We start from the raw sequence: 23,324 nt of genomic DNA on the forward strand, positions 1-23,324 counted from the left end.
GAAGGATGTGACGTTCCCGGAAACAGGGCGGTGAGGCAACGGTTGCGTCAGCAACGATCGTCGCGGGGTATTCGCATGTAACGAGCCGGCGTGACGTCGCCTGGAGGCAAGTCGGCGTCACGCCGCGCGGCATCGATGTGCCGCGCAGGGCCGCAAGCCGCGCGGCGTGCCGGATGATCGCGGCGCCGGAACAATCGTTTTGATTAACGGTACTAAACGAAAAAATGAGACATCCACGACTCTTGCTCGTCGCCGCGCTGACTTGCGCGGCGCTTGCCGCGTGCGGCGGCGACGACGTGAACAGCGTTCAGACGGCCAGCAACGGCGCGGGAGACACGCCGTCGGCCGTGCCGCCGTCCCCGGAACCGTCCCGGCCGTCGCAGCCCGATCAGCCGGCGCCGCCCAGGCGCACCAACATGCAGCTGACCCGGTTCGTCAACCCGCTCATCGGCACGCAGGTCAACTCGGACTCGGGTTACGCGGGCAACGTGAGCCCGGGCGCGATGGTGCCGTTCGGGATGGTGAATTTCGGGCCCAACACGCCGCGCTACAACTTCAACGGCTCGGGCGGCTACCTGTCGACGGGCGGGGCGGGCGGCACGATCGACTTCTTCAGCGTGACCCACCTGAGCGGTGTCGGGTGCCCGGGGCAGGGCACGGTCGCGATGCTGCCGTCCGATGCGGCGAAGGCGATCGCGTCGGGCGGCCGGCCGACCGGAATCGGGTACAGCTATGCGGATGAAACGGCCGAACCCGGGTACTACAAGGTCCGCCTCGCGAACGGCATCGTCACGGAGCTGAGCGCGACGGCGCGTTCCGGCATCGCGCGCTTCACGTACACGGACAAGGACAAGGGTTTCTTCTCGATCGACGCGAAGCTGAACGGCAACAGCGATTCGGGCAGCACGAAGGTCACCGCCAGCAACGTCGCGCTGGCGCTCGCGAGCGACGGCAGGTCGATGAGCGGGCAGGCCGTCGCGCCGGCGTTCTGCACGCCGTACGGCACGGTGTGGAACGCGCCCGTGTATTTCTACGCGACCTTCGACAAGCCGCTGCGCAAGCAGGCGGGCACGTCGGCGGTGAATACCGTCAACAACGGGGCGGCGACGTTGCAATTCGACCTGACCGACGCGGACCGCACCGTCACCGTGAAGGTCGGGGTCTCGTCCGTCAGCATCCAGAATGCGCAGGCCAACCTGAAAGCCGAAGGCGAAAAGCTCGCGTTCGACGACGCGCGCAACAACGCGTCCGGCTTGTGGAACGACCGGCTCAACACGATCCAGATCGACCAGGCCGCCGCGCCCGCATCGCTGAACGCGACGCAGAAGGCGAACCTGACGAAGTTCTACACCGCGCTCTATCGCGTGTTCGGCACGCCGACGCTCTACAGCGACACGAACGGCGAATTCCGCAGCATGCGCCAGCCGAGGAACGCGAGCGGCGGCTATCCGGCGTCGGTCGACCAGACCGGCACCGTTCCGCAGCGCGCGACGGCAAAGGTCGGCGACTACGCATTCCGGCGCACGGACGGATCGCAGGGCGGCGCGGGCAACCACTACACGGGCTTCTCGCTGTGGGATACGTACCGGTCGCAGACGCAGTTGCTGGCGCTGCTCGCGCCAAAGGAAACGAGCGACATGATGCAGTCGCTCGTGGTCGACGGGCTTCAGTGCGGCGCGTTCCCGCACTGGGTCGACGGCAGCGACGATTCGACGCCGATGGCCGGCGACAACGCGCTGAACGTGATCGCCGGCGCGTACAAGTTCGGCGCGACCGATTTCGATCTGGTGTCGGCCGCGCGGCTGACGAAGCAGTCGGTGTTCGATCCGTCGAGCGCATGCAACGACCGCACGAGCGCCGCGGGGCTCGCCAACTTCCTGACGGCCCACTACTTGTCGCAGGGCGACGACGGTCACTCGTCCTCGGCCACCATCGAGCGCGTGCTGAGCGACCGTTCCGCGGCCGCGTTCCTGCAGGCATTGCCCGCCATCGTGCTGAACGCGCCGTCGGTCGGCGTGACGCCCGACAACATCGGCACGCTGTACACGCGGGCCGGGTGGTGGCGCAACATCTTCGACTACACGAACAAGGTGATCGCCGCGCGCAATGCGCCGCCGGCCGGCTCGGCGCCGGGCACGCTGGGGACGCTCGTGCAGGGTTCGTTCCATGAATCGACCGAGCCGAACTACTTCTGGACCTTCGCGCAGGACTGGAGCGCGCTGATCGACGCGATCGGCGGCAAGCAGGCGGCCGTCGCGCGGCTGAACACGCTGTTTGCGGTCACGACGCCGTTCTCGACCGTGCCGGCCTCCGGCGACCTGAACGGCGGCGAATCGTCCACCGGCCTGTACATCGGCAACGAACCGTCGTTCCAGTCGCCGTGGGGCTACAACTGGGCCGGGCAGCCGAGCGGTGCGCAGTACATCCTGCCGATCATCATGTCGAAGGCGTTCACGACCGCGCGCGACGGGTTGCCGGGCAACGACGACATGGGGGCGACGTCGAGCTGGTACGTGTGGGCGGCACTCGGCATGTTCCCGGTGATTCCGTCGGAAGCGGGGCTCGCGCTGTCCACGCCGCAGTTCAGCGGGATCACCGTCTGGTTCGGCAACGGCAAGACGCTGCGGCTCGAAAGCGACAAGCAGGTGGCGATGGACGGTGCGGGGCACCCGTCGTTTGCGTATATCCAGTCGCTGAAGGTGAACGGCGCGGACTACGCGGGCTCATGGCTGCCGCTGGGCAAGATCGCGAATGGCGGCACGATGAGCTACACGCTGTCGGCGGCGCCGACGCAATGGGCAGCCGCCGACAACCTGACGCCGCCGTCCGGGCCGAACGCCGACTATACGCAGATGACGGCCGGCAGTCCGTCGACGGTGATGCGCATGCACCGGGCCGGCGCGCAGTGAACGTGATCGGCGCGCGTATGGTCTCGCACCGCACGCGTGCCCACGACGATGGCGGCATCATCCGGGAGACAACCACATGACGTCGAAAGAACGCCGGAAATTCCTGTCGTATGGCGCCGCACTGGTCGGCACGGGCTGGCTCGCCGGCTGCGGTGGCGACATGGATGCGCCCGCCGGCGCGTCCGGCACGCCCGGCACCGACGGCCCCGCGACGGTCGCGCCCGGCGTGCCGGACGTGCCGGGCGACCCCGAACACAGCCTGCTGGCCGCGCAGGATCTCACGAAGAACTGGACGTTCGCCCCGGCGAGCAGCCTGCCGGGCGCCGGCGGCGCGCAACTGTCGGGCGCGGCCGGCGTGACGGGCATGGCGCCGGCGACGGTGCCCGGCACCGTGCTGAACAGCATGATCGTCAACGGCAAGTATCCCGACCCGTTCTACGGCCGCATCGTCACGGACACCATTCCCGACACGCTGAAGGACACCGACTACTGGTACCGGACGACCTTCACGGCGCCCGCACGGCAGCCGGGGCAGCGGCTGTGGCTGCGCTTCGGCGGCGTCAACTACTGCGCCGAGGTCTGGTTGAACGGCGCGCCCGTCGGCCGGCTCGAAGGTGCGTTCAAGCAGGGGGCGTTCGACGTCTCGAAGCGGGTGCCGCAAGCGGGCGGCGCGGCCGGTCTCGCGGTGCGCGTCGTCAAGCCGGATTTCTCGGAAGGGCCGCTGCTGCCGAGCTACGCGAGCGGCGTCACGCGCGGCGGGCGCAACGGCGGCCCGACCGGCGTCACGCTGAAGAACGGGCCGACCTTCTTCTGCTCGGCGGGCTGGGACTGGCTGCCGACGATCCCCGATCGCGAACTCGGCATCTGGCAGCCAGTGGCATGGTTCACGACCGGCGCGGTGCGGATCGCGGCGATCAACGTCGCGCACACGCTGTCCACCGACCTGTCGCGCGCCGAGTTGCGGCTCGATCTCGAGCTGGACAACGGCTCCGGCGCGGATCTCGTCGCGACCGTCGTCGGCACCGTCGGCAACGGCGTGCCGTTTCGCCACGACATCGCGATTCCGGCATCGAGTATGACGACGAAGGTGTCGCTCACGTCGTCGGATATCGCGGCGCTGTCGATCAGGCAACCGAGCCTGTGGTGGCCGAACGGGTACGGCGAACCGAACCTCTACGCGGTGACGGTCGGCATCGAGGTGGCGCGCAGGCGCTCGGACGAGCGCACGCTGAAGATCGGCCTGCGCCGCATCGAATACGTGCGCGACATCGGCATGGGGCCGCAGTTGAGCATTACGGTCAACGGCCTGCCGATCCTGGTGATGGGCGGCAACTGGGGGCTCGACGAAGCGCTGAAGCGCATTCCGCGCGAACGGTTGTTCAACCAGGTGCGGCTCCATCGCGACGCGAACCTCAACCTGATCCGCAACTGGAACGGGCAGAGCACGAGCGACGATTTCTTCGATGCATGCGACCGCTACGGGATCCTCGTCTGGCAGGACTTCTTCTTCTCGACCGAAGGCGACGGGTCGGGGCCCGCCAACGTGCCGCGCGATCTCGACAACATCCGCGACGTGATCGCGCGCAACCGTCATCGCCCGTCGATCCTGCTCTGGTGCGGCGGCAACGAAGGGGCGCCGCCGCCGGCACTTGTCAAGGGGCTCGACGCGCTCGTCGCCGAACTCGACCCGCAACGCCTGTGCCTCACGAGTTCGGCCGGCGACACGGGCGCCGGCGCGGTGAACGGCTATTCGTCGGGCGGCCCGTACAACTGGGCCTCGCCGCAGGCGGCATTCAGCCGCGGCTACGGCACGACGTCGATCGCGTTTCACAACGAGGTCGGCTCGCATTCGATCCCGACGCTCGAATGCGTCGAATCGATGCTGCCGCCCGGCTCGTATGAATGCCCGGACGACTTCTGGGCCGACCGCGACATGAACGGCAACGGCGCGTATTACCCTGCGGTCGGCAAGCAGGGCGGCGCCGGGTACATCGCGATGACGGCACAGCGCTACGGCGCGATCCGCAATCTCGCGGACTTCGTGCGCAAGGCGCAGATGATGAACTACGAATGCATCCGCTCGATCTACGAGGCGAACGCGGCCGTGATGATCGGCCCGGTGGCCGGGAAGATCACGTCGCCGGCCACCGGCGTGATCATGTGGATGACGAACCCCGCGCAACCGAGCTTCGTATGGCAGATGTACAGCCACGACCTCGACGCGCATGCGTCGTTCTTCGCGGTGCGGCACGGATGCCGTCGCGTCAATGCGATCCTCGATGCGAATACCGCCGACGTGACGATCGCGAATCACACGGCGGCGGCCGTCACCGGCCGCGTCGAGATGCGCGTGCACAACCTCGACGGCACGTCGAGCAGCCGGACTGTCGCGGATGTCGGTGGAGTCGCGAAGGCATCGTATCGCGTGGTGGCGAACCTGAAGGCGGCGATGGCCGCCGCGAAGTCGGACGTGTGCATCGTGTCGCTCGTGCTGACCGATGCGGGCGGCAATACGCTCGCGGAGAACGTGTACTGGCGACAGCGCGACGGAGGCGACACCGCGTACACGTCGCTCGATGCGATGCCGGGCGCGGCGGTTGCCATCGGCGCGGCATCGGCCGAGATCGACGACACGACGACGCGCATCACGGTCGACGTCGCGAACATCGGCACGACGTTCGCGTTGATGACGCACTTGCAGGTATTCGATCCGTCGACCGGTGCGCGCGTGCTGCCCGCGTTCTATAGCGACAACTACCTGAACCTGATGCCGGGCGCGAAGCGGCAGGTCACGATCGATCTGCCGCATGCGAGCGGTGCGCCGGTGTCGCGCGTCGCGCTGCGCGTCGACGGGTGGCGGCTCGACCGCCCGAACTGCAGGCTCGGGCTCGGCGGCGTGCCGGTCGTGTTCAACGAGCGCGCGCTGGCGGTCGATCCGGCGGTGCCGACGTTCGGGGCATGCTGACGGCGGCGTGGGCGTGGGCGTGGGCGTGGGCGTGGGCGTGGGCGTGGGCGCGATGCCGTGCAAGCGGCAGCGAGCCGTTCAAGCGCCGCGTGAAGGCACGCGGCGTTCGTCGTACGCCCGATCGCCGGCGCGCCGTTACGGCTTGAGAAACCTGTCGAGCCAGCGCGGTGTCGCCGCGCGATCGAAGACGACGTGCAGCTCGGGACTGAACGCGCCGTATTCGAGCCCGTGGCGCTGGGCGAGCAGCGTCAGGGACTGCGGCGTGTGAAACGAGATGTGCCCGTTGCGCGGCACGCAGTACCACCACTGCTCGATGCCGCGCTCGATGATCTCCCGGCTGATCAGCGACGTCTGGAACAGCAGCGCGCCGTCGCGTTTGCGGTAACGCATGATCTGGTCGAAGAGGTCGAACGGCGCCGGATGATGCTCGAACACCTCGAACGACAGGATCGTGTCGAACGTGCCTTCGGGCGGAACCGGGTGCGAGAACGGATCGTACGACGTCACGTCCGTGAAGCCGCGCGACGCCAGTTTCCGTTCCAGCAAGCCCAGCCCCGAGCCGAAATCGAGAATCCGGCCTTCCCGCATTTCCGCGAAACTGGTGCAGATCAGGTCGGCATGCTGCTGCGGACGGATCTCTAGATACTCGGGATCGTGGCGCGCATAGTCGGCGTTATAGACATGCTGCGCGAAATCGTCGTGGGTCCAGCTGTCGAACATGGGCGCCCACGTGAAGCCGCATTGCTCGCAAGCATGGTAGTAGACCGGCACGCCCGCATACGGGTCGACTTTCTTCCCGGCAATGAAGTCGGCGCCGCAGCGCGAGAAATCGACCAGCCCGCAGATGGGGGCGCGGGCCGAGCACACCTTGCAGGCGAGGGCGGCCGGGTGGCGGTTCGAACCATGATTCAAATTCCGTTCTCCTGTTGCCGGCAAGGCGTGCGCGTGACAGACGGTGCGGGTGCGGGAGAGGCTATCACAGTCGCGCCGGCCGTCGCGACCGGGCGCGGCCGCGTGGCCCTGCGCGCTTACGGACGCAGCAGGTCGAATCCGCCGAACACGACGACACCGCTCAACACGATCATCGCGACGGAGTGCTGGCCGAAGTAGAGAATCGCGGCGGCAAGCCACGTCGTGATGCAGAAGGCGCCGATGCGGGCCATCGTGTGTTCCTCGAATGCGCGATGAAGTGAGCGCGCGCCGGACGGCGTTCGCCGCTTGAAGCGGCGAGCGGGGCTCGCAGGCGAACGGAAAAAGCGACCCGCGCAGCCGCGACCGCGGCGTCGGCACGTGTCGCGTGCCGCGCCCGGATGGGCGGGAGTCGATACCGGCGGCGTTGCGCGCTCGTGCGCCGGGGCGACGGGCGCGCGACTTCCGCCGGCGAAGCCGCGATTTTATCAGCGCTGCGGTGCCGCGAATCTGGCCCTTTCGCGACCAAAGCCGGCGATCTTCAGCCAAATCTGTCGGGCCCCGCTACTCAAGTTTCGTGTGACGAATGCCGTAAACCAGTTGGAAGGTAATTTCGCCCCCAGCCACGATTCGCTTACCGACACAGGGACCGACACGATGCAGATCGATTTCTCCACGACCACGCGCACCTCGCTGGCGGACGCCAGCCCTGGCGCGAACGCTTCGTCGGCCGCGCCCGCCGCGACGTCATCCACCGATGGCGCGACGAATGCCGCGGGCGCGACGGGTACGACGAGTCCGGCAGGCACTTCCGGTGCGCAGGGTTCGACCGGTGCCACCGGCGAAACGCTCGGCGCATCGGGCGCGTCGTCCGACGACCCGGCGGTCGCGCAGCTGAAAGCGTTGATCGACCGGTTGCAGAAGCAACTGGCCACGATCGAGCGCCAGATGGCGAGCGCGGCGCAGCGCGCGAAGGACGACCCGGCCGCGGCGGTCGAACAGCAGTCGCTGAGCGCGGAAGCCGGTGCGATCGCGGGAGCGCTGGCGACCGCGATCTCGCAACTCGCGGCGGCCGTCGAGAAGACGGGCGGCTCGTCGGCGGGCGGCCTGGTGTCGACGCAGGCCTGAGCGGATGCGGCCGCGTCGGCCGCACGCATTACAATCGCAAGCACGTCTCCCTCGACAGGACGGCAGAACGATGGATGCGGAACTCGACGACGACGACCTCGTCCGCTTCGACGCGCAAGGCGGCACGCCGCTGCCGGCGGCCGACGCGCAAGGATGGCTCGAACACGACGGCGCGCGCATCTGGCACGCGTCGTTCGGCCATGGCCCGCCGGTCGTGCTGCTGCACGGCGGCCTCGGCCACGGCGGCAACTGGGGCAACCAGGTGCCGGCGCTGCTCGCGGCCGGCTACCGCGCGATCGTGATCGACAGCCGCGGCCACGGCCGCAGCACGCGCGACGCCCAACCCTATTCCTACGAACGCATGGCGTCGGACGTGCTCGCGGTGCTCGATGCGCTGCACGTCGACCGTGCGCGCTTCGTCGGCTGGAGCGACGGCGCGTGCATCGCGCTCGTGCTGGCCGATCGCGCGCCGGCACGCGCGGCCGGCGTGTTCTTCTTCGCATGCAACATGGACCCGGGCGGCACGAAGGAGATCGTGCCGGGCCCGCTGCTCGACCGCTGCTTCGCGCGGCATCGCAAGGACTATGCGGCGCTTTCCGCGACACCGGGCGAGTTCGACGCATTCGTCGCGGCCGTCAGCGAAATGATGCGCACGCAACCGGATTACAGCGCGGAGGATCTCGCGGCGATCGCCGTGCCGGTCACGATCGTGCTGGGCGAGCACGACGAATTCATCCGGCCCGAGCATGCGGCGTACCTGGCGCGCACGATCCCGGGCGCGACGCTGACGATCCTGCCCGGCGTGAGCCATTTCGCGCCGCTGCAGCGGCCCGCGCGGTTCAACGCGGCGATGCTGGCGTTTCTGGACCGGTTGCCGGGGTAACGCGCTGGAGCCGTCGTGTTGTCGGCGCCGTGACTCGTTTGCACGGCAACGTCATCGACGTGTCGCGTTCGTGGCAGTGCACGCGACGGTGCCGTTCGACGTTCCCCGCAAACCATCGAGCACGCCGCGCCGGCGGCAGCGGTCATCCATTCCTTCGCCACGCCCATAAGTTTTTCTTTAGGCTCGATCAACATAACGTCGATTGTTGACGGACGGCTTACAGCGGATAGTCCTGCTTCGGCAGGCCGGCCGCTGCGATGTCTGCACGGCGCGACCGGATCTGTTGTCCACGCAACCATCAGAAATCGAAGGAACCGCAACCATGCGATTCAACGCGACACGCTTCGCCGCGACCCTGCTCGTCGCCGCGTGCGTCACCGCCACGGCCGGCCGCGCGGGCGCCGCCACCCCGGACGACCTCCACGACACCGTGACCCGTCACATCGCGCCGCTGATGAAGCAGTACGCGATTCCCGGCATGGCGGTCGGCATCGTCGCCGACGGCAAGCCCTACGTGTTCGACTACGGCGTGATGTCGACGCAAACCGGCAAGCCCGTCACCGGCGACACGCTGTTCGAAATCGGCTCGGTCAGCAAGACGCTGACCGCGACGCTCGCGGCCGACGCGCAGGAGGGCGGCGAACTGTCGCTGGCCGACCCGGTCGGCAAGTACCTGCCCGCCCTGCAAGGCAAGCCGTTCGGTGTCGTGACGCTGCTCGATCTCGGTACGCACACGTCCGGCGGCATGCCGGTGCAGGTGCCGGACAGCATCCGCGACGACGCGGGGCTGATCCGCTATCTCGACGCGTGGCGGCCCGCGCATGCGCCGGGTACGTACCGGACGTATTCGAACGTGTCGGTCGGCATGCTCGGGTGGCTCACCGCCAAGGCGATGCACAAGGATTTCGCGGTGCTGATGGAGCAGCGGCTCTTTCCCGCGCTCGGCATGACGCACACGTACATCAACGTGCCGGAAGCACGTCAGGCCGACTATGCACAGGGTTATACGCAGGACGGCAAGCCGATCCGGATGACGGGCGGCATGCTGTGGCAGCCGGCCTACGGCGTGCGGACCACGGCGGCCGACCTGCTGCGCTTCGTGCAGGCGAACATGGGGCTGATCGAAACCGCGCCGCGCCTGCAGCGCGCGCTCGAACGCACCCACACCGGCTATTTCCGCGCGGGGCCGCTGACGCAGGACCTGATCTGGGAACAGTATCCGTATCCGGTCGCGCTGCCGACGCTGCTCGAAGGCAACTCGATGAAGATGCTGCGCGACGGGTTGCCGGCCTCCGCGATCAAGCCGCCGCTCGCGCCGAGTGCGAATACGTGGATCAACAAGACGGGCTCGACCAACGGCTTCAGCACCTATGTCGCGTTCGTCCCGTCGAAGCGGATCGCGATCGTGATGCTCGCGAACCGCAGCTTTCCGAACGAAGACCGCGTGAAGGCCGCGTACGGGATTCTCGGGGCGCTCGACGGCCGGCGGTAACGTTTCCGCCGGCACGCCGGTCGTGCCGCACGGCCGGCGTGCCGAGCTGTCGGGAAGGCGACCGATGCGGTCGCGACGAATCCGGACGAACGATTGCGCACGGCGGCGATGCAGCGCGGCTGGCGGATCGTCGACCTCCTGTCGTGCAATGCGGCATCGATCGCGCCCGCTCGCCGCTCATTCGGGCGGCTGCTCGTCGTACGCGACGAAGATCTTCCGCGTGCGTTCGACGACTTCCCACGTGCCGCGAAAACCCGGCGGAATCACGAAACGATGGCCGGCACGCAGGGTCTTCCGGTTGCCTTCGAGGTCGGTGATCACCGACGTGCCTTCGAGGATCTCGCAGTATTCCGCTTCGGTGTACGCGACGTGCCAGCAGCCGGGCGTGCTTTCCCAGATGCCGGTCGAGAAGCGGCCGCACGGACTCGCGAAGCCGGGTGTGAGCGTGTGCAGCGGATCGCCGGAAATCAGTTTCTCGGGCGATACGCGGTACTGCGTGGGCTCGCCGCCCGGGGCGAACGCGTCGGTGATGGAGGAAACGTCGATCATGATGGGCATGCTTCGTCGGGGTGGATGGATCGGGTGCGCGTGCGGCGCGCCCGTGCGAGGCGATCGCGATGCGTGGCCTCGCGTCCGACATCATCGCAGATCGACGGGCCGGTGCGGGCAGTGGCCCGATCGGGCGCCGGGGAATCCCGACCCGAAGCAGCGCCGCGCGATCGCGCAGCCGCGACGAACGCTTATGATGGGCGATCGACGCGGTCACGCGAACGCGACACACGAGGAGATCCGGTTGAGCATCACATGGGACGGCATCACGGGCGCCGACGTGCTCGGCGACGCGCAGGTCGCGACCCGGCACGCGCTGGCCGACGCGGCCAGGAACGGCGACTGGGCGACGATGCTCGCGCTCGTCGCGAAGGAGCGTGCGCTCGTCAACGCGACCCGGCTCGGCGGCACGTCGCTTCGTGCGCCGCTGCATCAGGCTGCCCGCGGCGGCGCACCGAAAGAGGTCGTCGCCGAACTGTTGCGGCTCGGTGCGTGGCGCATGCTGCGCGATGCCCACGGCGAGCGCCCGGTCGATATCGCCGGGCGGCGCGGGCATCGGCATCTGGTCGACCTGCTGGCGCCGCAGCCGCGACGCTTCGTGCCCGGCGCCACGCTGCTCGCCATCCAGCGCCATTTCCACGCGATGATGCTCGGCCGCATCGCACATTTGCGCGTCGACGCGCTGCGCCTGCCCGAACTCGAGCCGCTACTCGAACTCGACGCGCAGGCCGAACGCATGTGGTTCGCCGTGCCGGGCATGTATGGCGGATTCGGCTATGCGCTGCATACGGACGGCGATGCGGCGATGCTCGTGTCCGAAAGCTGGAGCCGCGTGGCCGGCGGGTCGGGCCAGCGGCACGAAATCACCGCGGACGGTTGCACGCTGGTCGACGAGGGGTTCGTCTGACGCGGCTGATCATCCCGTTGCGCTCAAAACTGTTTTCGCGACGCTGCCCTTCCTCGCGCGACGCCGGCCGCCGATACTGCGACGCACGATATTTCGCGAGACGTCTGCCGTACCGACTGTCTCGCTCTCGGAGCAGCAGATGAAAGGCATCAGGATATTCGTGACGGGCGCGAGCGGCTACATCGGCGGCTCGGTGGCCGCGCGGCTCGTCTCGGCAGGGCACGTCGTCACCGGCCTGACGCGCGACGGCGACAACGCCGCGAAACTCGCGGCGGCCGGCATCATGCCGGTCGTCGGCACGCTCGACGACTCGGCGCTGCTGCACGCGTTCGCGCGCGACGCGGACTGCGTCGTCAACGCGGCGAGCAGCGATCACCGCGAGGCCGTCGAGGCGATCGTCGCCGCGCTGAGCGGCTCGGGCAAGACGTTCGTGCATACGAGCGGCACCAGCGTGATCGCGGACGACGCACAGGGCGCGCATGGCGATGCCGCCGTATTCGACGAAACGGCGCCCGTCGTCAAACCCGCGAAGGCCGAGCGCCGCGCGATCGACCGGCTCGTGATGTCGTCGGCCAGCCTCGGCATCCGTTCGGCCGTGATCTGCAACAGCATGATCTACGGCGACGGCCTCGGCATCCGCCGCGACAGCGCGCAGCTGCCGCTGCTCGCGGCGATCGCGCGCGATGCCGGCGCGGTGCGCGTGATCGGCAAGGGGCTGAACCGCTGGTCGAACGTGCACGTCGCCGATGTCGCCGATCTGTATCTGCGCGCGATCGATGCCGCGCCGCCCGGTGCGTTCTACTTCGCGGAAAACGGCGAAGCGTCGTTCGCGGAAATCGGCCATGCGCTCGGCGAGCGGCTCGGCTTGCCGTCCATCGTCGAATGGGACATCGCGGATGCGGCGCGGGCGCTCGGCCATTCGCGCGCGCATTACTCGCTCGCGTCGAACAGCCGCGTGAAGGCGTTGCGCGCGCGGCAGGAACTCGGGTGGGCGCCGACGCACGGCGCGATGCTCGACTGGATTCGCGACGAGATGCCCGTCGCGGCCTGACACGGCGTTGCCTTGTCTGACGAAAAGCGCGCCCGCCCGGGCGCGTTTGCGTATGCGGCCTCCCGCTTCATGCCGGATTGTTCGGACAATAGTCGCCGCGAATCATTGAACCGAAATCAACTGTGATTCGCGCGCGCGCCGGCTTATCAAAGCGGCGCGGCGGCACTATCGTGGCGGTTTCTGAAACTGCCGAAGGCTGCCGACCATGAAGACGACCCTCGACGAGATGCTCGCGTTCGTGACCATCGCCGATACCGGTTCGCTGACGGGTGCGGCCGACAAGCTGCATCAGCCGACCTCGGTGATGAGCCGGATCCTGCGGCGCCTCGAGGAGAAGCTCGACACGACGCTGATCCGCCGCACGACGCGCCGCCTCGAATTGACCGACGAGGGCAAGCTTTTTCTCGACTACGCGCGCGACATCATCGCGTCGGTCGAATTTGCCGAGGAACAGATCGTCAGCCAGCGCGAGACGCCGTCCGGGCGCTTGCGGATCAACGCGGCGATGCCGTTCATGCAGCACGTGATCGCGCCGATGATGCCCGGCTTCCGCGAAGCCTATCCGGCGATCACGGCCGAACTCCATACGAGCGACGAGATCATCGACCTGCTCGAACAGCGCACCGATGTGGCGATCCGGATCGGCGAGCTGCGTGATTCGACGCTGCATGCGCGCCGGCTCGGCAGCAGCCGGCTGCGCATCCTGGCGAGCCCGGCCTATCTGGAGAATGCCGGCGTGCCGACGAGCGTCGCCGATCTCGCGAACCATGCACTGCTCGGCTTCGTGCAGCCGGAAACGCTGAACCACTGGCCGTTGCAGACCGCCGACGGCGGCGTGTACCGGATTCATCCGGCGCTGCAGGCGTCGAGCGGCGAGACGCTGCTGACGCTCGCGCTCAGTGGCGCCGGCATCGTGTGCCTGGCCGACTACATGACGGGCACGCATCGTCGAGACGGCAGCCTCGTCGAGCTGCTCGTCGACGATATCGTCGAGTTCCGCCAGCCGATTCACGCGGTGTTCTATCGCAATGCGACACTGTCGTCGCGCATCGTCAGTTTTCTCGACTACTTGAGCGCGCAGTTGAAGGAAGGCGGCGACATCGACTGAGCCGGTGCCGTACGCAGCTGGCCACGCAACATGCAAAAGGGCGGCGGGTTCGAAACACATCGAACCCGCCGCCCTTTGCGTATCGACCGATGCGCGGCAGCGGTCGCACCTGAACCGCGCGCCTACTGCCCCAGCGCAGTCATCAGCCTGACCCGGCCGAGCATTTCCTCGGTGCGCGCCTGCGCGAGCGAATCCTCGGCCGCGAGCAGCGAACGCTGCACCTCCAGCGTATCGATGAACGCCGATTCGCCGCTGCGCCACGAGCGGTTGATCTGCGTATAGGCGCCGCGCGCGTTCGACACCGCGCGTTCGAGGCGCTCGGTCCGGCTGTGATCGCGGGCGGTGGCGGCAATCGACGTTTCGACGTCGCCGACGGCCGTCAGCACCGTCGAGCGATACGCGGCGACCGCCTGTGCGGCCTGCGCGCGGCGCAACGCGACGACGCTGCGCCGGCGCCCGCCGTCGAACAGCGGCGCGCTCGCGCCGGCGCCCGCCATCCATGCGAGCGAACGCGCGAGCGTCGCGCCCGAGAAGCCGTCGATCGCCGCACCGATCACGCCGATCAGTTGCAGGTGCGGCTTCAGGTCGGCCTCCGCCACGCCGATCCGCGCATAGGCGGCGACGACGCGCGCCTCGGCCGCGCGCACGTCGGGCCGGCGGCGCAGCAAGTCGGCCGGCGTGCCGACGCCCGGTGCGAGGGCCGTCCACATCGGTTCCGGCGCGGGCGGATCGACGCGCGCATAGATGGCCTGCGGCGTGGACGCGGTGATGATCGACAGCCGGTGGATCGCGGCCTGCCGCTGAAGTTGCAGCGCGGGCAGCTCGGCCAGCGTCGTTTCCGTCTGCGCGGCGGCGCGGTCCACGTCGGCAATCGGCACGACGCCCGCGTCGAACAGGCGCCGCGTCGATTCCTCGGTGCTGCGCTGGCTCGACGCGTTGGCCTCGACCAGCGCAAGCCGCTGCTCGAGCCCGCGCACCGTCACGTAGGTGCGCACGGTTTCGTCGATCGTTGCGATCCGCACGGCCGCCGCATCGTTCTGCGCGGACGCGATGTCCGCGTCGGCGGCCGACACGCCCTGGCGGATGCGCCCGAAGATGTCGATTTCCCACGCGAGGCTCGCATTCAGGTCGAACGCGTTGCCGGTCGTCGGCGTATCGGTCGGGAATGCCTGCGAGGCGGAGAGCCGCTGGCGGCCGGCGCCCGCGTTCAGGTCGACCGAAGGGAACCACTGCGCCGCCGCGCCGATCCGCACCGCGCGCGCCGCGTCGATGCGTGCGACCGCAGCCTGCAGGTCGAGGTTGTTCGCGAGCGCCGTGTCGACCAGCCGGTCGAGGATCGGGTCGTGGAAAGCGTGCCACCACGCGCCGGTGTCGGCGGCCGGGCCGCCGGCCGCGAGATCCGCGTTCGCATAGGTCGCGGCCAGCGGCGGCGGCGTGACGGTGGCGACCGGCGCGCTCGTGCACGCGGTCAGGACGGCCGCCGCGGACAGCGCGGCCACGAGTCGAACGAACTTCATTGCACCACCTCCGTCGCGACGGTCGCGACAGCGGCCTTGCGCAACGCGAGCCGGCGAACCATCACATAGAACACGGGCGTAAACAGCAGCCCGAAGAACGTCACGCCGATCATCCCGAAGAACACGGCCGCGCCGACCGCCTGGCGCATTTCCGCGCCGGCGCCTTCGGAGATCACGAGCGGCAGCACGCCGAGGATGAACGCGAGCGACGTCATCACGATCGGGCGCAGCCGCTGCACGCAGGCTTCGACGACGGCCTCGACGAGTTCGGTGCCGTCGGCCTCCAGCTGCCGCGCGACCTCGACGATCAGGATCGCGTTCTTCGCGGCGAGCCCGACCAGCACGATGAAGCCGATCTGCGTGAGGATGTTCACGTCCTGGCCGAGCGCGCGCACGCCGAGCGACGCGGCGAGCAGGCACATCGGCACGATCAGCAGGATCGACACGGGCAGGCTCCAGCTGCCGTACTGCGCGGCGAGCACCAGGTAGACGAGCAGCACGCACAGCGGGAACACGAGCAGCCCCGTGTTGCCGGCCGTGGTCTGCTGATACGACAGATCGGTCCATTCGAAGGAAATACCGGGCGGCAGCGCCTGTTTCGCGAGCGATTCCATCGTCTTGATCGCGAAGCCGGAACCGAGGCCCGGTGCCGTATCGCCGTTGATCTCGGTGGCCGGATACAGGTTGTAGCGCGGCGCGCGATCGACGCCGAGCGTGTCGTCGATGCGTGTGACGCTGCCGATCGGCACCATCTCGCCGTCGCGGTTGCGCACCTTCAGCCGCGCGAGATCGGAGGCGCCGACGCGGAACGGCAGGTCGGCCTGCGCGGTCACGCGATAGGTGCGCCCGACGATGTTGAAGTCGTTGATATAGGTCGAGCCGAAATACGTCTCGACCGCGTCGTTGATGGCCTGGCTCGGCACGCCGAGCATCTCGGCCTTCTCGCGGTCGAGTTCGACATGCACCTGCGGGCTCGTCGCGGAGTAGGGCGTATAGACGCCGACCATGCCGGGCGTGCGGTTCGCGGCCGCCACCAGATCCTGCGTCGCCTTCGCGAGCGCGGCGGTGCCGAGGCCGTTGCGGTCTTCGAGCCGCATCGCGAAACCGCCCGTGCTGCCGAGGCCCTGCACCGGCGGCGGCATCGCGACGACGATCGACGCCTCGGTGACGGACGCGAGCCGCTTGCGCATCTCGGCGGCAATCGTGTCGATCGTCAGGCCGCGCGCCTTGCGTTCGGGCCAGGGCTCGAACACCGGGAACAGGCCGGCGCTGTTCGCCGAGTTCGTGCCGGTCGCCGCGTTCACGCCGGAGAACACCGGCACGCGTGCGACACCGGGCACCGACAGCGCGATGTCCTCGATCTTGCGCGCGACCGCGCTCGTGCGTTCGAGCGTCGCGCCGTCGGGCATCCGCACGAGCACGACGAGGTAGCCGCGGTCCTGCGCGGGAATGAAGCCCTTCGGGCTCGACACGAGCAGGTAGCCGGTCGCGGCGATCAGCACCACGTACAGCACGCCCATCGCCGGGATGATCCGCACGACCTTCCTGACGAGCCGGCCATACGCATCGGACAGGCGCTGGAACATGCGGTTGAACGCGTTCGAGAAGCGCCGCGCGACGCGCATCGCCGGCGCGAACGGCGCGGCCCGGCGCGACGCCGGTGCGGGTACATCGTGATCGCCGGTGTGCGCTTTCAGCATCATCGCGGAGAGTGCGGGCGCGAGCGTCACCGACGTGAAGAACGAGATCGCGGTCGACACGGCGATCGTCACACCGAACTGGCGGAAGAACTGGCCCGAGATGCCCGGAATGAACGAGGTCGGCACGAACACCGCGCACAGCACGAGCGTGATCGCGAACAGCGCGCCGCCCACCTCCTTCATCGTCAGCAGCGTCGCGTCGCGCGGCCCGGCACCGGCCGACAGGTGCCGCTCGACGTTCTCGACCACGACGATCGCGTTGTCGACGACGATCCCCACCGCGAGCACGAGGCCGAACAGCGTCAGGTTGTTGATCGAGTAGCCGAGCGCGGCCATCGCCGCGAACGTGCCGACGAGCGACACCGGAATCGACAGGATCGGGATGATCGACGGCCGCCAGCCCTGCAGGAACAGCAGCACGACGAACACGACGAGCACGACGGCTTCGTAGATGGTCTTGACGAGTTCGTGGATGCTGTCGCCGATGAAGGCGGTCGGGTTGTAGCCGATGTTGTAGACGATGCCCTTCGGGAAGTCCCTGGCCAGTTCGGCCATCTTCTTCTCGACCGCATCCATCGTCGCGACCGCGTTCGCGCCGGGCTGCTGCAGCACCTGCAACGCGATCGTCGGGTGGCGCAGCATGTAGCTGTCGGTCGCATACGCGAGTGCGCCGACTTCGACGCGCGCGACATCCTTCAGCCGCACGAGCCGCCCGTCCTTGCCCTGCTTGACGACGATGTCGCTGAAATCCTCGGGGCGCTTGAGCCGCCCTTCGAAGATCAGGTTCGGCTGGAACGCCTGGTTCGTGATCGGCGCCTGCGCGACCACGCCGCCCGCGAGCTGCGTGTTCTGCGCTCGCACCGCGGCGATCAGGTCGCCGGGGCTCAGGCCGAACGACGCCACGCGCTCGGGATCGAGCCAGATGCGCATCGAGTATTCGCGTGCGCCGAGCGGGTTGATGTCGCCGACGCCCTCGATTCGCTTCAGCACGTCCGCGACGTTGCGGATCGCGTAGTTCGACACGTACAGCGGATCGTAGCGCTGGTCCGGCGAGTACAGGAAGATCGTGCCGAGCTGCGTCGGCGACGACTTGCGCACCGACACGCCGCTGCGCTGCACGGGCTCCGGCAGGCGCGGCGTCGCGAGCGCGACGCGGTTCTGCACGAGCACCTGTGCCTTGTCGACGTCGGTGCCGGGCTTGAACGTCACGGTGATGTTCAGGCTGCCGTCGGACGTCGCCTGGCTGTACATGTACAGCATGTCTTCCACGCCGTTCACTTCGAGTTCGATCGGCGTCGACACCGTTTGCGACACCGTTTCCGCGGACGCGCCCGGATAGGTCGCCTGGATCACGACGGTCGGCGGCGCGATGTCCGGATACTCGGACACCGCGAGCGAGAAATAGGCCAGCGCACCGGCGATGGTCAGCACGATGGACAGGACGATCGCGAGCACCGGTTGCTGGACGGACAGGCGGCCGAGGTTCATTGCGCGCTCCCGGTCGTGCCGCTCGCCGCGCGGGCCAACGTGGCGGCTTCGATCGCGCGCGGCACGGCCTTGACCTTGTCGCCGGCCTGCACGCGCTGGAAGCCGTCGACGATCACGCGGTCGCCCGCGTTCAGCCCCGCGTCGATTTCGCGCAGGTTGCCGTACAGGCGGCCGGGCGTCACGGGGCGGATCGCGACGGTGCCGTTCGCGTCGACGAAATACAGCACGCGGCGCGTCGCATCGGTCGCGACGGCCGCATCCGGCACGAGCAGCGCGTGGTGCGCGACGCGGCTCGACAGATAAACGCGGCCGAACTGGCCGGGGCTCAGGCGCCGGTCCGGATTCGCGACGCGCGCGCGTTGCCGCAGCGTGCCGGTCGAGTCGTCGAGGCGGTTGTCGACGAAATCCATCGTGCCCGTCAGCGACGGCTGCGCATCGCCCGGCAGCGCGATCGCGACCTGCCGCGACGACGCGCTGCCGCCGCTTTTTTGCGCCTCGCGCGTATAGCGCAGGTAGCTTGCCTCGTCGACATCGAAGTAGATGTCGATCGGGTCCTGCGACACGATCGTCGTCAGCACGGTCGCGTCGCTGTCACCGCCTTTCACGAGGTTGCCCTCGCTGACGCGCTTGCGGCTGATACGGCCGGACATCGGCGCGACGATGCGCGTGAACGACAGGTCGAGCCGCGCGCGTTCGAGCGCACCTTGCGCGCTCGTCACCTCGGCCTGCGCACTTTGCACGGCCTGCCTGCGCTGGTCGTAGAGGCTCTGCGCGATCGTGTCGGTCCTGATCAGGATGCTGGCGCGTTCGAAATCCTGCCGGCTCAGCTTCAGTTGCGACTGCGCGCGTTCGAGCGTGCCTTGCGCGGCCGTGACGGCCGCTTGATACGGGCGCGGGTCGATGACGAACAGCAGGTCGCCCTTGCGGACGGTCGCGCCGTCCTGGAACGCGACCTTGTCGAGATAACCGCTCACGCGCGGGCGCACGTCGACGGTGTCGACCGCTTCGAAGCGGCCCGTATAGACGTCGACGTCGTTGACGTCGCGCGCGACGGGCGCGCTGACGATCACGCTCGGCGTCGCGGCCGGCGCCTTGTCGTCCGACCGGCAGCCGGACAACGCGACGAGCGCGGCCAGTGGAATGGCGGCCAGCACGGCCGGTCGCGCGATGCGCTTCAATCCTGGATATCGGTTCATACGTGTGCGAAATATCGAGTGGGGCGCCTGGCGCCGGATGGTGCGCAGTATCCGGCGCGGCGCGCGGCGGATAAACGGATGAAGCGGCATAAGAACTTGTACTGCGCAGTCACGAATCGCTGCGTGCGGTGACGACGTGCGAGCCGGTTTGGCGGGGCAGCGCGAGGGCGAGGAGTGAAGCGACGACGCGCGGCCCGAATGCCTGTTCAGGCGATTCGGGCCGGCCATGCGGAAGGGCGGGACGAGCGGTGGCGCGTATCGGGAGGCGGGCGCTCCTGCGCGTCGGCGCGGCTCAATGACCGCGATAGATCGAGTCGCGGCCGTTGATCGTCGTCACGCGGCCGGATTCGCCGGCGGTGCGCGCTTCGCTGCCGTAACCGGACGTCGCGGCGGCCGGTGCGGTGCCCGGCGCATTGTGTGCGACGGCGTTTTCACGCACGCGCTTTTCGGCGGCGAGGATCGCGACCGGGTACTGGTTGTGGTCCAGCGCCGGGGTGTAGCCGACGGCCGCGAGGCGCGCCATTTCGGCCTTCACTTCGGCGCGGGTCAGTTGATGGTCGGCCTGCTGCGCGAACGACAGCGCCGGTGCGGAAAGGATCAGTGCGGCAAGCGTGGAAGAAATCAGCGTTTTCATCATGGGTACCTATTAGGTCGAGTGAACCGCAACCACGTCGATGTCGTTGCGAGTGCAGCCAATATAGGTATCGCGGCGCCCGGGAAAAACGGCTGCCGGCCCAAATGATTTTTGATCTGGAATCACGAATCGGGTGTGAATTCGGTCGAAACCCTTGCCGGTCGGGCGTCCTGCCGGAACGGGGTGTCGGGGCGGGTCATCGAGGCAGGCCTTGAAACGGCCATTCAGACCTCCTGGGACTCAAGTGTGTCGAATTCCGTCTTGGACAGACTTAACCGACGTACCTAGACTGAACCTGCTTTCCCTCATTTCCTGGAGAAAATCATGAGTCTCAAAGACAAGCTGCCCGGTAACAAGATCCTTGGTTTCGGTACTGCGCCGCTCGGCAACATGTTCCGCAACATCCCCGACGCGGAAGCCGCGGCCACCGTCGAAGCGGCATGGCAACACGGCATCCGTTATTTCGATTCGGCTCCGTTCTATGGCGCGGGCCTGGCGGAAATCCGCCTCGGCGATGCGCTGGCGAACCACCCGCGCGACGAATATGTCCTGAGCACCAAGGTCGGCCGCGTGATCCTCGACGAAATCGAAGACGTGTCGGCGCGCGATCTCGGCGAAAAGGGCGGCCTGTTCGAACACGGCCGGCCGAACCGCATCGTCAACGACTACACGGCAGACGCGACGCTGCGTTCGATCGAGGACAGCCTGAAGCGCCTGCGCACCGACCGCCTCGACATCGTCTGGGTGCACGACATCGCGCAGGACTTCTACGGCGACGAATGGCTCGCGCAGTTCGAAGTGGCGCGCAAGGGCGCGTTCCGCGTGCTGAGCAAGCTGCGCGAAGAAGGCGTGATCAAGGCATGGGGCCTCGGCGTGAACCGCGTCGAGCCGATCGAACTGGTGCTCGATCTCGCCGAACCGCAACCGGACGGCATGCTGCTGGCCGGCCGCTATACGCTGCTCGATCACGAGCGTGCGCTGCAACGCGTGATGCCGGCGGCTGCCGCGCAGAACGTCGGGATCGTCGTCGGCGGCCCGTACAGCTCGGGCGTGCTCGCAGGCGGCACGCACTTCGAATACCAGAAGGCTTCGCCGGAAATCCTCGCGAAGGTCGAGCGGATCAAGGCGATCGCCACGCGCTACGACGTGCCGATCAAGGCCGCGGCGCTGCAGTTCTCGATGTCGCATCCGGCCACCGTCGCGGTGATTCCGGGCGCGAGCCGCCCGGAGCGGATCGCGGAAGACCAGGCAGCGCTGAACGTGGTGATCCCGGCCGACTTCTGGCGCGAAATGCGTGAGCAAGGTCTGATTGCGGCGAACGCGCCGCTGCCGACCGATCGTTGATCCTGACGTCAATTCTGAAAGGTGATGACATGGCACAGGCCAATGCAAGCATCGAACTCCCGGCTTCGGCCGGGGCGGTCTGGCAACTGATCGGCGGCTTCGGGTCGCTGCCCGACTGGCTGTCGTACATTCCGGATAGCGAGTTGCGCGAAGGCGGACGCGTGCGGCGTCTCGCGAACCCGGCCGGCGAGGCGATCGTCGAGCGGCTGGTCGCGTTCGACGAAGCGCAACGCAGCTACACCTACGCGATCCTCGAGGCGCCGTTCCCGGTCGTGAACTATCGCTCCACGCTGCGCGTGCGCGAAAACGGCCCGAACGCGTCGACCGTCGAGTGGTCGGGCACGTTCACGCCGCACGGCGCGACCGACGACGACACCGTCAAGCTGTTCCGCGGGATCTACGAAGACGGCCTCGCGGAACTGGCGAAGCGGTTCGCGGCGGCCTGACGGCAGCGCAACTCGACGCATTGCGTCGCATCGCATCGCGTGAGCAGGAGCCCGGCGATATCGGGCTTCGTCAGCGCCTTCGTCGCGGGTTCAGGCTCGTGCCGAAGGCGTTGGCATGTTCGCCTGGCCTATGCCGTCGTCATCGCGTCCGGCGCGCCGCCGCCGTCGACATGCAGTTCGTCGATCAGCAGCCGCGCGCCGGGCGAGATCGGCGCACCCTTGCGCGTGACGAGCTCGTAAGGCTCGCTGCGCGAACCGATCCTGAGCGGCAGGATGCGCGTCATGTCGTGCCGCGTGAAGAACTCGGCGACATCGATCGACACGAGCGCGACGAACGACGGATTGCCTTGCAGCAGCGCGAGCGTTGCGAACGCCGACGTCGTTTCGAGCAGATGCGGCGGAAAGCGGATGTCGGCTTCGAGGAATTCGCGTTCGAGCAGCAGCCGCATCGGCATGTTCGCGCGATACACGACCCACCGGTATTCGGCGAGATCGCGCAGCGTGAGCTTCCTTGCGGCCTTCAGCGGATGACGCACGTTCGCGACCACTGCGAGCGTCTCGTCCTGCAGCTTCACGCTGTCGTAGAGCTGCGGTGTGCGGCTGATCGTCGTGCGGCAGATCGCGAGGTCGAGCCGGCCCGCGTCGATTTCGCTCAGCAGCGCTTCGCTGGTGTCCTCGACGATCTCGACGGACATTTCCGGGTGGCGTGCGACGAGCGTCGAGATCGCATCGGTCAGGCGCGGCACCGCGCCCATGATCACGCCGACGCTCACGCGCCCGCCGTGACCGCGCAGGATGCCGACGATTTCCTCGCGCAGGTGTGCGAGGTCGGTATGAATCAGCCGCGCATAGCGGATCACGCAATCGCCGACCTCGGTCGGCTCGAGCCCGCGATTGGTGCGATTGAACAGCGGTGTGCCGAAGGTCGTCTCGATCTCCTGCAGCGCCTTGCTCGCGCCCGGCTGCGTGAGCGCGACCTGCTGCGCGGCTTTCAGCAGCGAGCCCTGGTCGGCGAGCGCGATCAGCAGGCGCAACTGTTTCAGGTGAAGGCGGGAAATGATCGAGTGCAGCGGCGGCGTCATGGCTGTGACAAAAAGT

At 68.1% G+C, this 23,324-nt stretch carries 18 protein-coding genes; 10 read left to right on the forward strand and 8 right to left on the reverse strand.

The genetic code is table 11. The annotated features are described in order from the left end of the window. Window positions 1-224: 224 nt before the first annotated feature. Window positions 225-2,909 carry a GH92 family glycosyl hydrolase gene (locus VK92_RS02385; protein WP_048029115.1) on the forward strand — a complete coding sequence of 895 codons (2,685 nt, stop codon included), beginning with the start codon at window positions 225-227 and terminating at the stop codon, window positions 2,907-2,909. 76 nt (window positions 2,910-2,985) lie between these two features. Next, entirely contained in the window at window positions 2,986-5,874 is a 2,889-nt protein-coding gene (locus tag VK92_RS02390) for a glycoside hydrolase family 2 protein (protein WP_048029114.1), read from the forward strand. A gap of 135 nt (window positions 5,875-6,009) precedes the next feature. Here the strand turns inward: VK92_RS02390 and VK92_RS02395 are convergent, their stop codons facing one another. Both VK92_RS02395 and VK92_RS43275 read right to left on the reverse strand, forming a co-directional pair. Further along, window positions 6,010-6,786, reverse strand: a complete 777-nt coding sequence (locus VK92_RS02395; protein WP_048029057.1) for a class I SAM-dependent methyltransferase — start codon at window positions 6,784-6,786, stop codon at window positions 6,010-6,012. A 116-nt stretch (window positions 6,787-6,902) separates the two neighbouring features. After that, complete coding sequence (locus tag VK92_RS43275; protein ID WP_006767081.1) at window positions 6,903-7,037, reverse strand: hypothetical protein; 135 nt, start codon at window positions 7,035-7,037, stop codon at window positions 6,903-6,905. Window positions 7,038-7,440: 403 nt separating this feature from the next. Between VK92_RS43275 and VK92_RS02405 the strand changes: the two genes are divergently transcribed. The 3 genes from VK92_RS02405 to ampC all read left to right on the forward strand — a co-directional run bounded on the left by VK92_RS02405 (window position 7,441) and on the right by ampC (window position 10,286). Next, window positions 7,441-7,911: a hypothetical protein gene (locus VK92_RS02405; RefSeq protein ID WP_048029059.1), complete on the forward strand. Its 471-nt coding sequence runs from the start codon at window positions 7,441-7,443 to the stop codon at window positions 7,909-7,911. Between the two features lie 70 nt (window positions 7,912-7,981). Then, the gene (locus VK92_RS02410) at window positions 7,982-8,794 is read left to right on the forward strand and encodes an alpha/beta fold hydrolase (RefSeq protein WP_048029060.1); all 813 of its coding nucleotides are present in this window, start codon (window positions 7,982-7,984) and stop codon (window positions 8,792-8,794) included. A 322-nt stretch (window positions 8,795-9,116) separates the two neighbouring features. Further along, window positions 9,117-10,286 (forward strand): class C beta-lactamase, encoded by a 1,170-nt coding sequence (ampC, locus tag VK92_RS02415; protein ID WP_042978188.1) that lies wholly within the window; start codon window positions 9,117-9,119, stop codon window positions 10,284-10,286. 177 nt (window positions 10,287-10,463) lie between these two features. Here the strand turns inward: ampC and VK92_RS02420 are convergent, their stop codons facing one another. After that, complete coding sequence (locus tag VK92_RS02420; protein WP_021163834.1) at window positions 10,464-10,835, reverse strand: cupin domain-containing protein; 372 nt, start codon at window positions 10,833-10,835, stop codon at window positions 10,464-10,466. Between the two features lie 244 nt (window positions 10,836-11,079). Here VK92_RS02420 and VK92_RS02425 point away from each other — a divergent pair, with 244 nt between their 5' ends. From VK92_RS02425 to VK92_RS02435, 3 genes are all read left to right on the forward strand, one after another. After that, window positions 11,080-11,742 (forward strand): ankyrin repeat domain-containing protein, encoded by a 663-nt coding sequence (locus VK92_RS02425; RefSeq protein ID WP_053077913.1) that lies wholly within the window; start codon window positions 11,080-11,082, stop codon window positions 11,740-11,742. Window positions 11,743-11,881: 139 nt separating this feature from the next. Then, the gene (locus VK92_RS02430; protein ID WP_082163823.1) at window positions 11,882-12,793 is read left to right on the forward strand and encodes an NAD-dependent epimerase/dehydratase family protein; all 912 of its coding nucleotides are present in this window, start codon (window positions 11,882-11,884) and stop codon (window positions 12,791-12,793) included. 205 nt (window positions 12,794-12,998) lie between these two features. Continuing rightward, a complete protein-coding gene (locus VK92_RS02435; protein WP_048029062.1) occupies window positions 12,999-13,901 on the forward strand; it encodes a LysR substrate-binding domain-containing protein in 903 nt (300 codons plus the stop codon). Window positions 13,902-14,023: 122 nt separating this feature from the next. Here the strand turns inward: VK92_RS02435 and VK92_RS02440 are convergent, their stop codons facing one another. The 4 genes from VK92_RS02440 to VK92_RS02455 all read right to left on the reverse strand — a co-directional run bounded on the left by VK92_RS02440 (window position 14,024) and on the right by VK92_RS02455 (window position 20,439). Next, window positions 14,024-15,418 carry an efflux transporter outer membrane subunit gene (locus tag VK92_RS02440; RefSeq protein WP_048029063.1) on the reverse strand — a complete coding sequence of 465 codons (1,395 nt, stop codon included), beginning with the start codon at window positions 15,416-15,418 and terminating at the stop codon, window positions 14,024-14,026. Next, window positions 15,415-18,606, reverse strand: a complete 3,192-nt coding sequence (locus VK92_RS02445; RefSeq protein WP_048029065.1) for an efflux RND transporter permease subunit — start codon at window positions 18,604-18,606, stop codon at window positions 15,415-15,417. Before VK92_RS02445 ends, VK92_RS02440 begins: the two co-directional genes overlap by 4 nt. Next, on the reverse strand, window positions 18,603-19,802 hold the full coding sequence (locus VK92_RS02450) for an efflux RND transporter periplasmic adaptor subunit (RefSeq protein WP_048029067.1): 1,200 nt from the start codon (window positions 19,800-19,802) through the stop codon (window positions 18,603-18,605). The genes VK92_RS02445 and VK92_RS02450 overlap by 4 nt, the downstream gene beginning before the upstream one ends. Window positions 19,803-20,094: 292 nt before the next feature. Next, complete coding sequence (locus tag VK92_RS02455) at window positions 20,095-20,439, reverse strand: DUF4148 domain-containing protein (protein WP_021160205.1); 345 nt, start codon at window positions 20,437-20,439, stop codon at window positions 20,095-20,097. 321 nt (window positions 20,440-20,760) lie between these two features. Between VK92_RS02455 and VK92_RS02460 the strand changes: the two genes are divergently transcribed. Continuing rightward, complete coding sequence (locus VK92_RS02460) at window positions 20,761-21,780, forward strand: aldo/keto reductase (RefSeq protein WP_048029068.1); 1,020 nt, start codon at window positions 20,761-20,763, stop codon at window positions 21,778-21,780. A gap of 29 nt (window positions 21,781-21,809) precedes the next feature. Continuing rightward, window positions 21,810-22,226, forward strand: a complete 417-nt coding sequence (locus VK92_RS02465; protein WP_048029069.1) for an SRPBCC family protein — start codon at window positions 21,810-21,812, stop codon at window positions 22,224-22,226. A 128-nt stretch (window positions 22,227-22,354) separates the two neighbouring features. Here VK92_RS02465 and VK92_RS02470 read toward each other — a convergent pair whose 3' ends face one another. Beyond that, entirely contained in the window at window positions 22,355-23,308 is a 954-nt protein-coding gene (locus VK92_RS02470; protein WP_048029071.1) for a LysR family transcriptional regulator, read from the reverse strand. Window positions 23,309-23,324 lie beyond the last annotated feature (16 nt).

The organism is Burkholderia sp. LK4 (assembly GCF_001043615.1).
In the GTDB taxonomy this organism is placed as follows: domain Bacteria; phylum Pseudomonadota; class Gammaproteobacteria; order Burkholderiales; family Burkholderiaceae; genus Burkholderia; species Burkholderia cepacia.

Excerpts from the sequence above, each read along its gene's own strand:
- VK92_RS02385 (WP_048029115.1), top strand. The coding sequence starts at position 225 with ATGAGACATCCACGACTCTTGCTCGTCGCCGCGCTGACTTGCGCGGCG.
- VK92_RS02390 (WP_048029114.1), top strand. The coding sequence starts at position 2,986 with ATGACGTCGAAAGAACGCCGGAAATTCCTGTCGTATGGCGCCGCACTG.
- VK92_RS43275 (WP_006767081.1), bottom strand. The coding sequence starts at position 7,037 with ATGGCCCGCATCGGCGCCTTCTGCATCACGACGTGGCTTGCCGCCGCG.
- VK92_RS02405 (WP_048029059.1), top strand. The coding sequence starts at position 7,441 with ATGCAGATCGATTTCTCCACGACCACGCGCACCTCGCTGGCGGACGCC.
- VK92_RS02410 (WP_048029060.1), top strand. The coding sequence starts at position 7,982 with ATGGATGCGGAACTCGACGACGACGACCTCGTCCGCTTCGACGCGCAA.
- ampC (WP_042978188.1), top strand. The coding sequence starts at position 9,117 with ATGCGATTCAACGCGACACGCTTCGCCGCGACCCTGCTCGTCGCCGCG.
- VK92_RS02420 (WP_021163834.1), bottom strand. The coding sequence starts at position 10,835 with ATGATCGACGTTTCCTCCATCACCGACGCGTTCGCCCCGGGCGGCGAG.
- VK92_RS02430 (WP_082163823.1), top strand. The coding sequence starts at position 11,882 with ATGAAAGGCATCAGGATATTCGTGACGGGCGCGAGCGGCTACATCGGC.
- VK92_RS02435 (WP_048029062.1), top strand. The coding sequence starts at position 12,999 with ATGAAGACGACCCTCGACGAGATGCTCGCGTTCGTGACCATCGCCGAT.
- VK92_RS02440 (WP_048029063.1), bottom strand. The coding sequence starts at position 15,418 with ATGAAGTTCGTTCGACTCGTGGCCGCGCTGTCCGCGGCGGCCGTCCTG.
- VK92_RS02445 (WP_048029065.1), bottom strand. The coding sequence starts at position 18,606 with ATGAACCTCGGCCGCCTGTCCGTCCAGCAACCGGTGCTCGCGATCGTC.
- VK92_RS02450 (WP_048029067.1), bottom strand. The coding sequence starts at position 19,802 with ATGAACCGATATCCAGGATTGAAGCGCATCGCGCGACCGGCCGTGCTG.
- VK92_RS02455 (WP_021160205.1), bottom strand. The coding sequence starts at position 20,439 with ATGATGAAAACGCTGATTTCTTCCACGCTTGCCGCACTGATCCTTTCC.
- VK92_RS02460 (WP_048029068.1), top strand. The coding sequence starts at position 20,761 with ATGAGTCTCAAAGACAAGCTGCCCGGTAACAAGATCCTTGGTTTCGGT.
- VK92_RS02465 (WP_048029069.1), top strand. The coding sequence starts at position 21,810 with ATGGCACAGGCCAATGCAAGCATCGAACTCCCGGCTTCGGCCGGGGCG.
- VK92_RS02470 (WP_048029071.1), bottom strand. The coding sequence starts at position 23,308 with ATGACGCCGCCGCTGCACTCGATCATTTCCCGCCTTCACCTGAAACAG.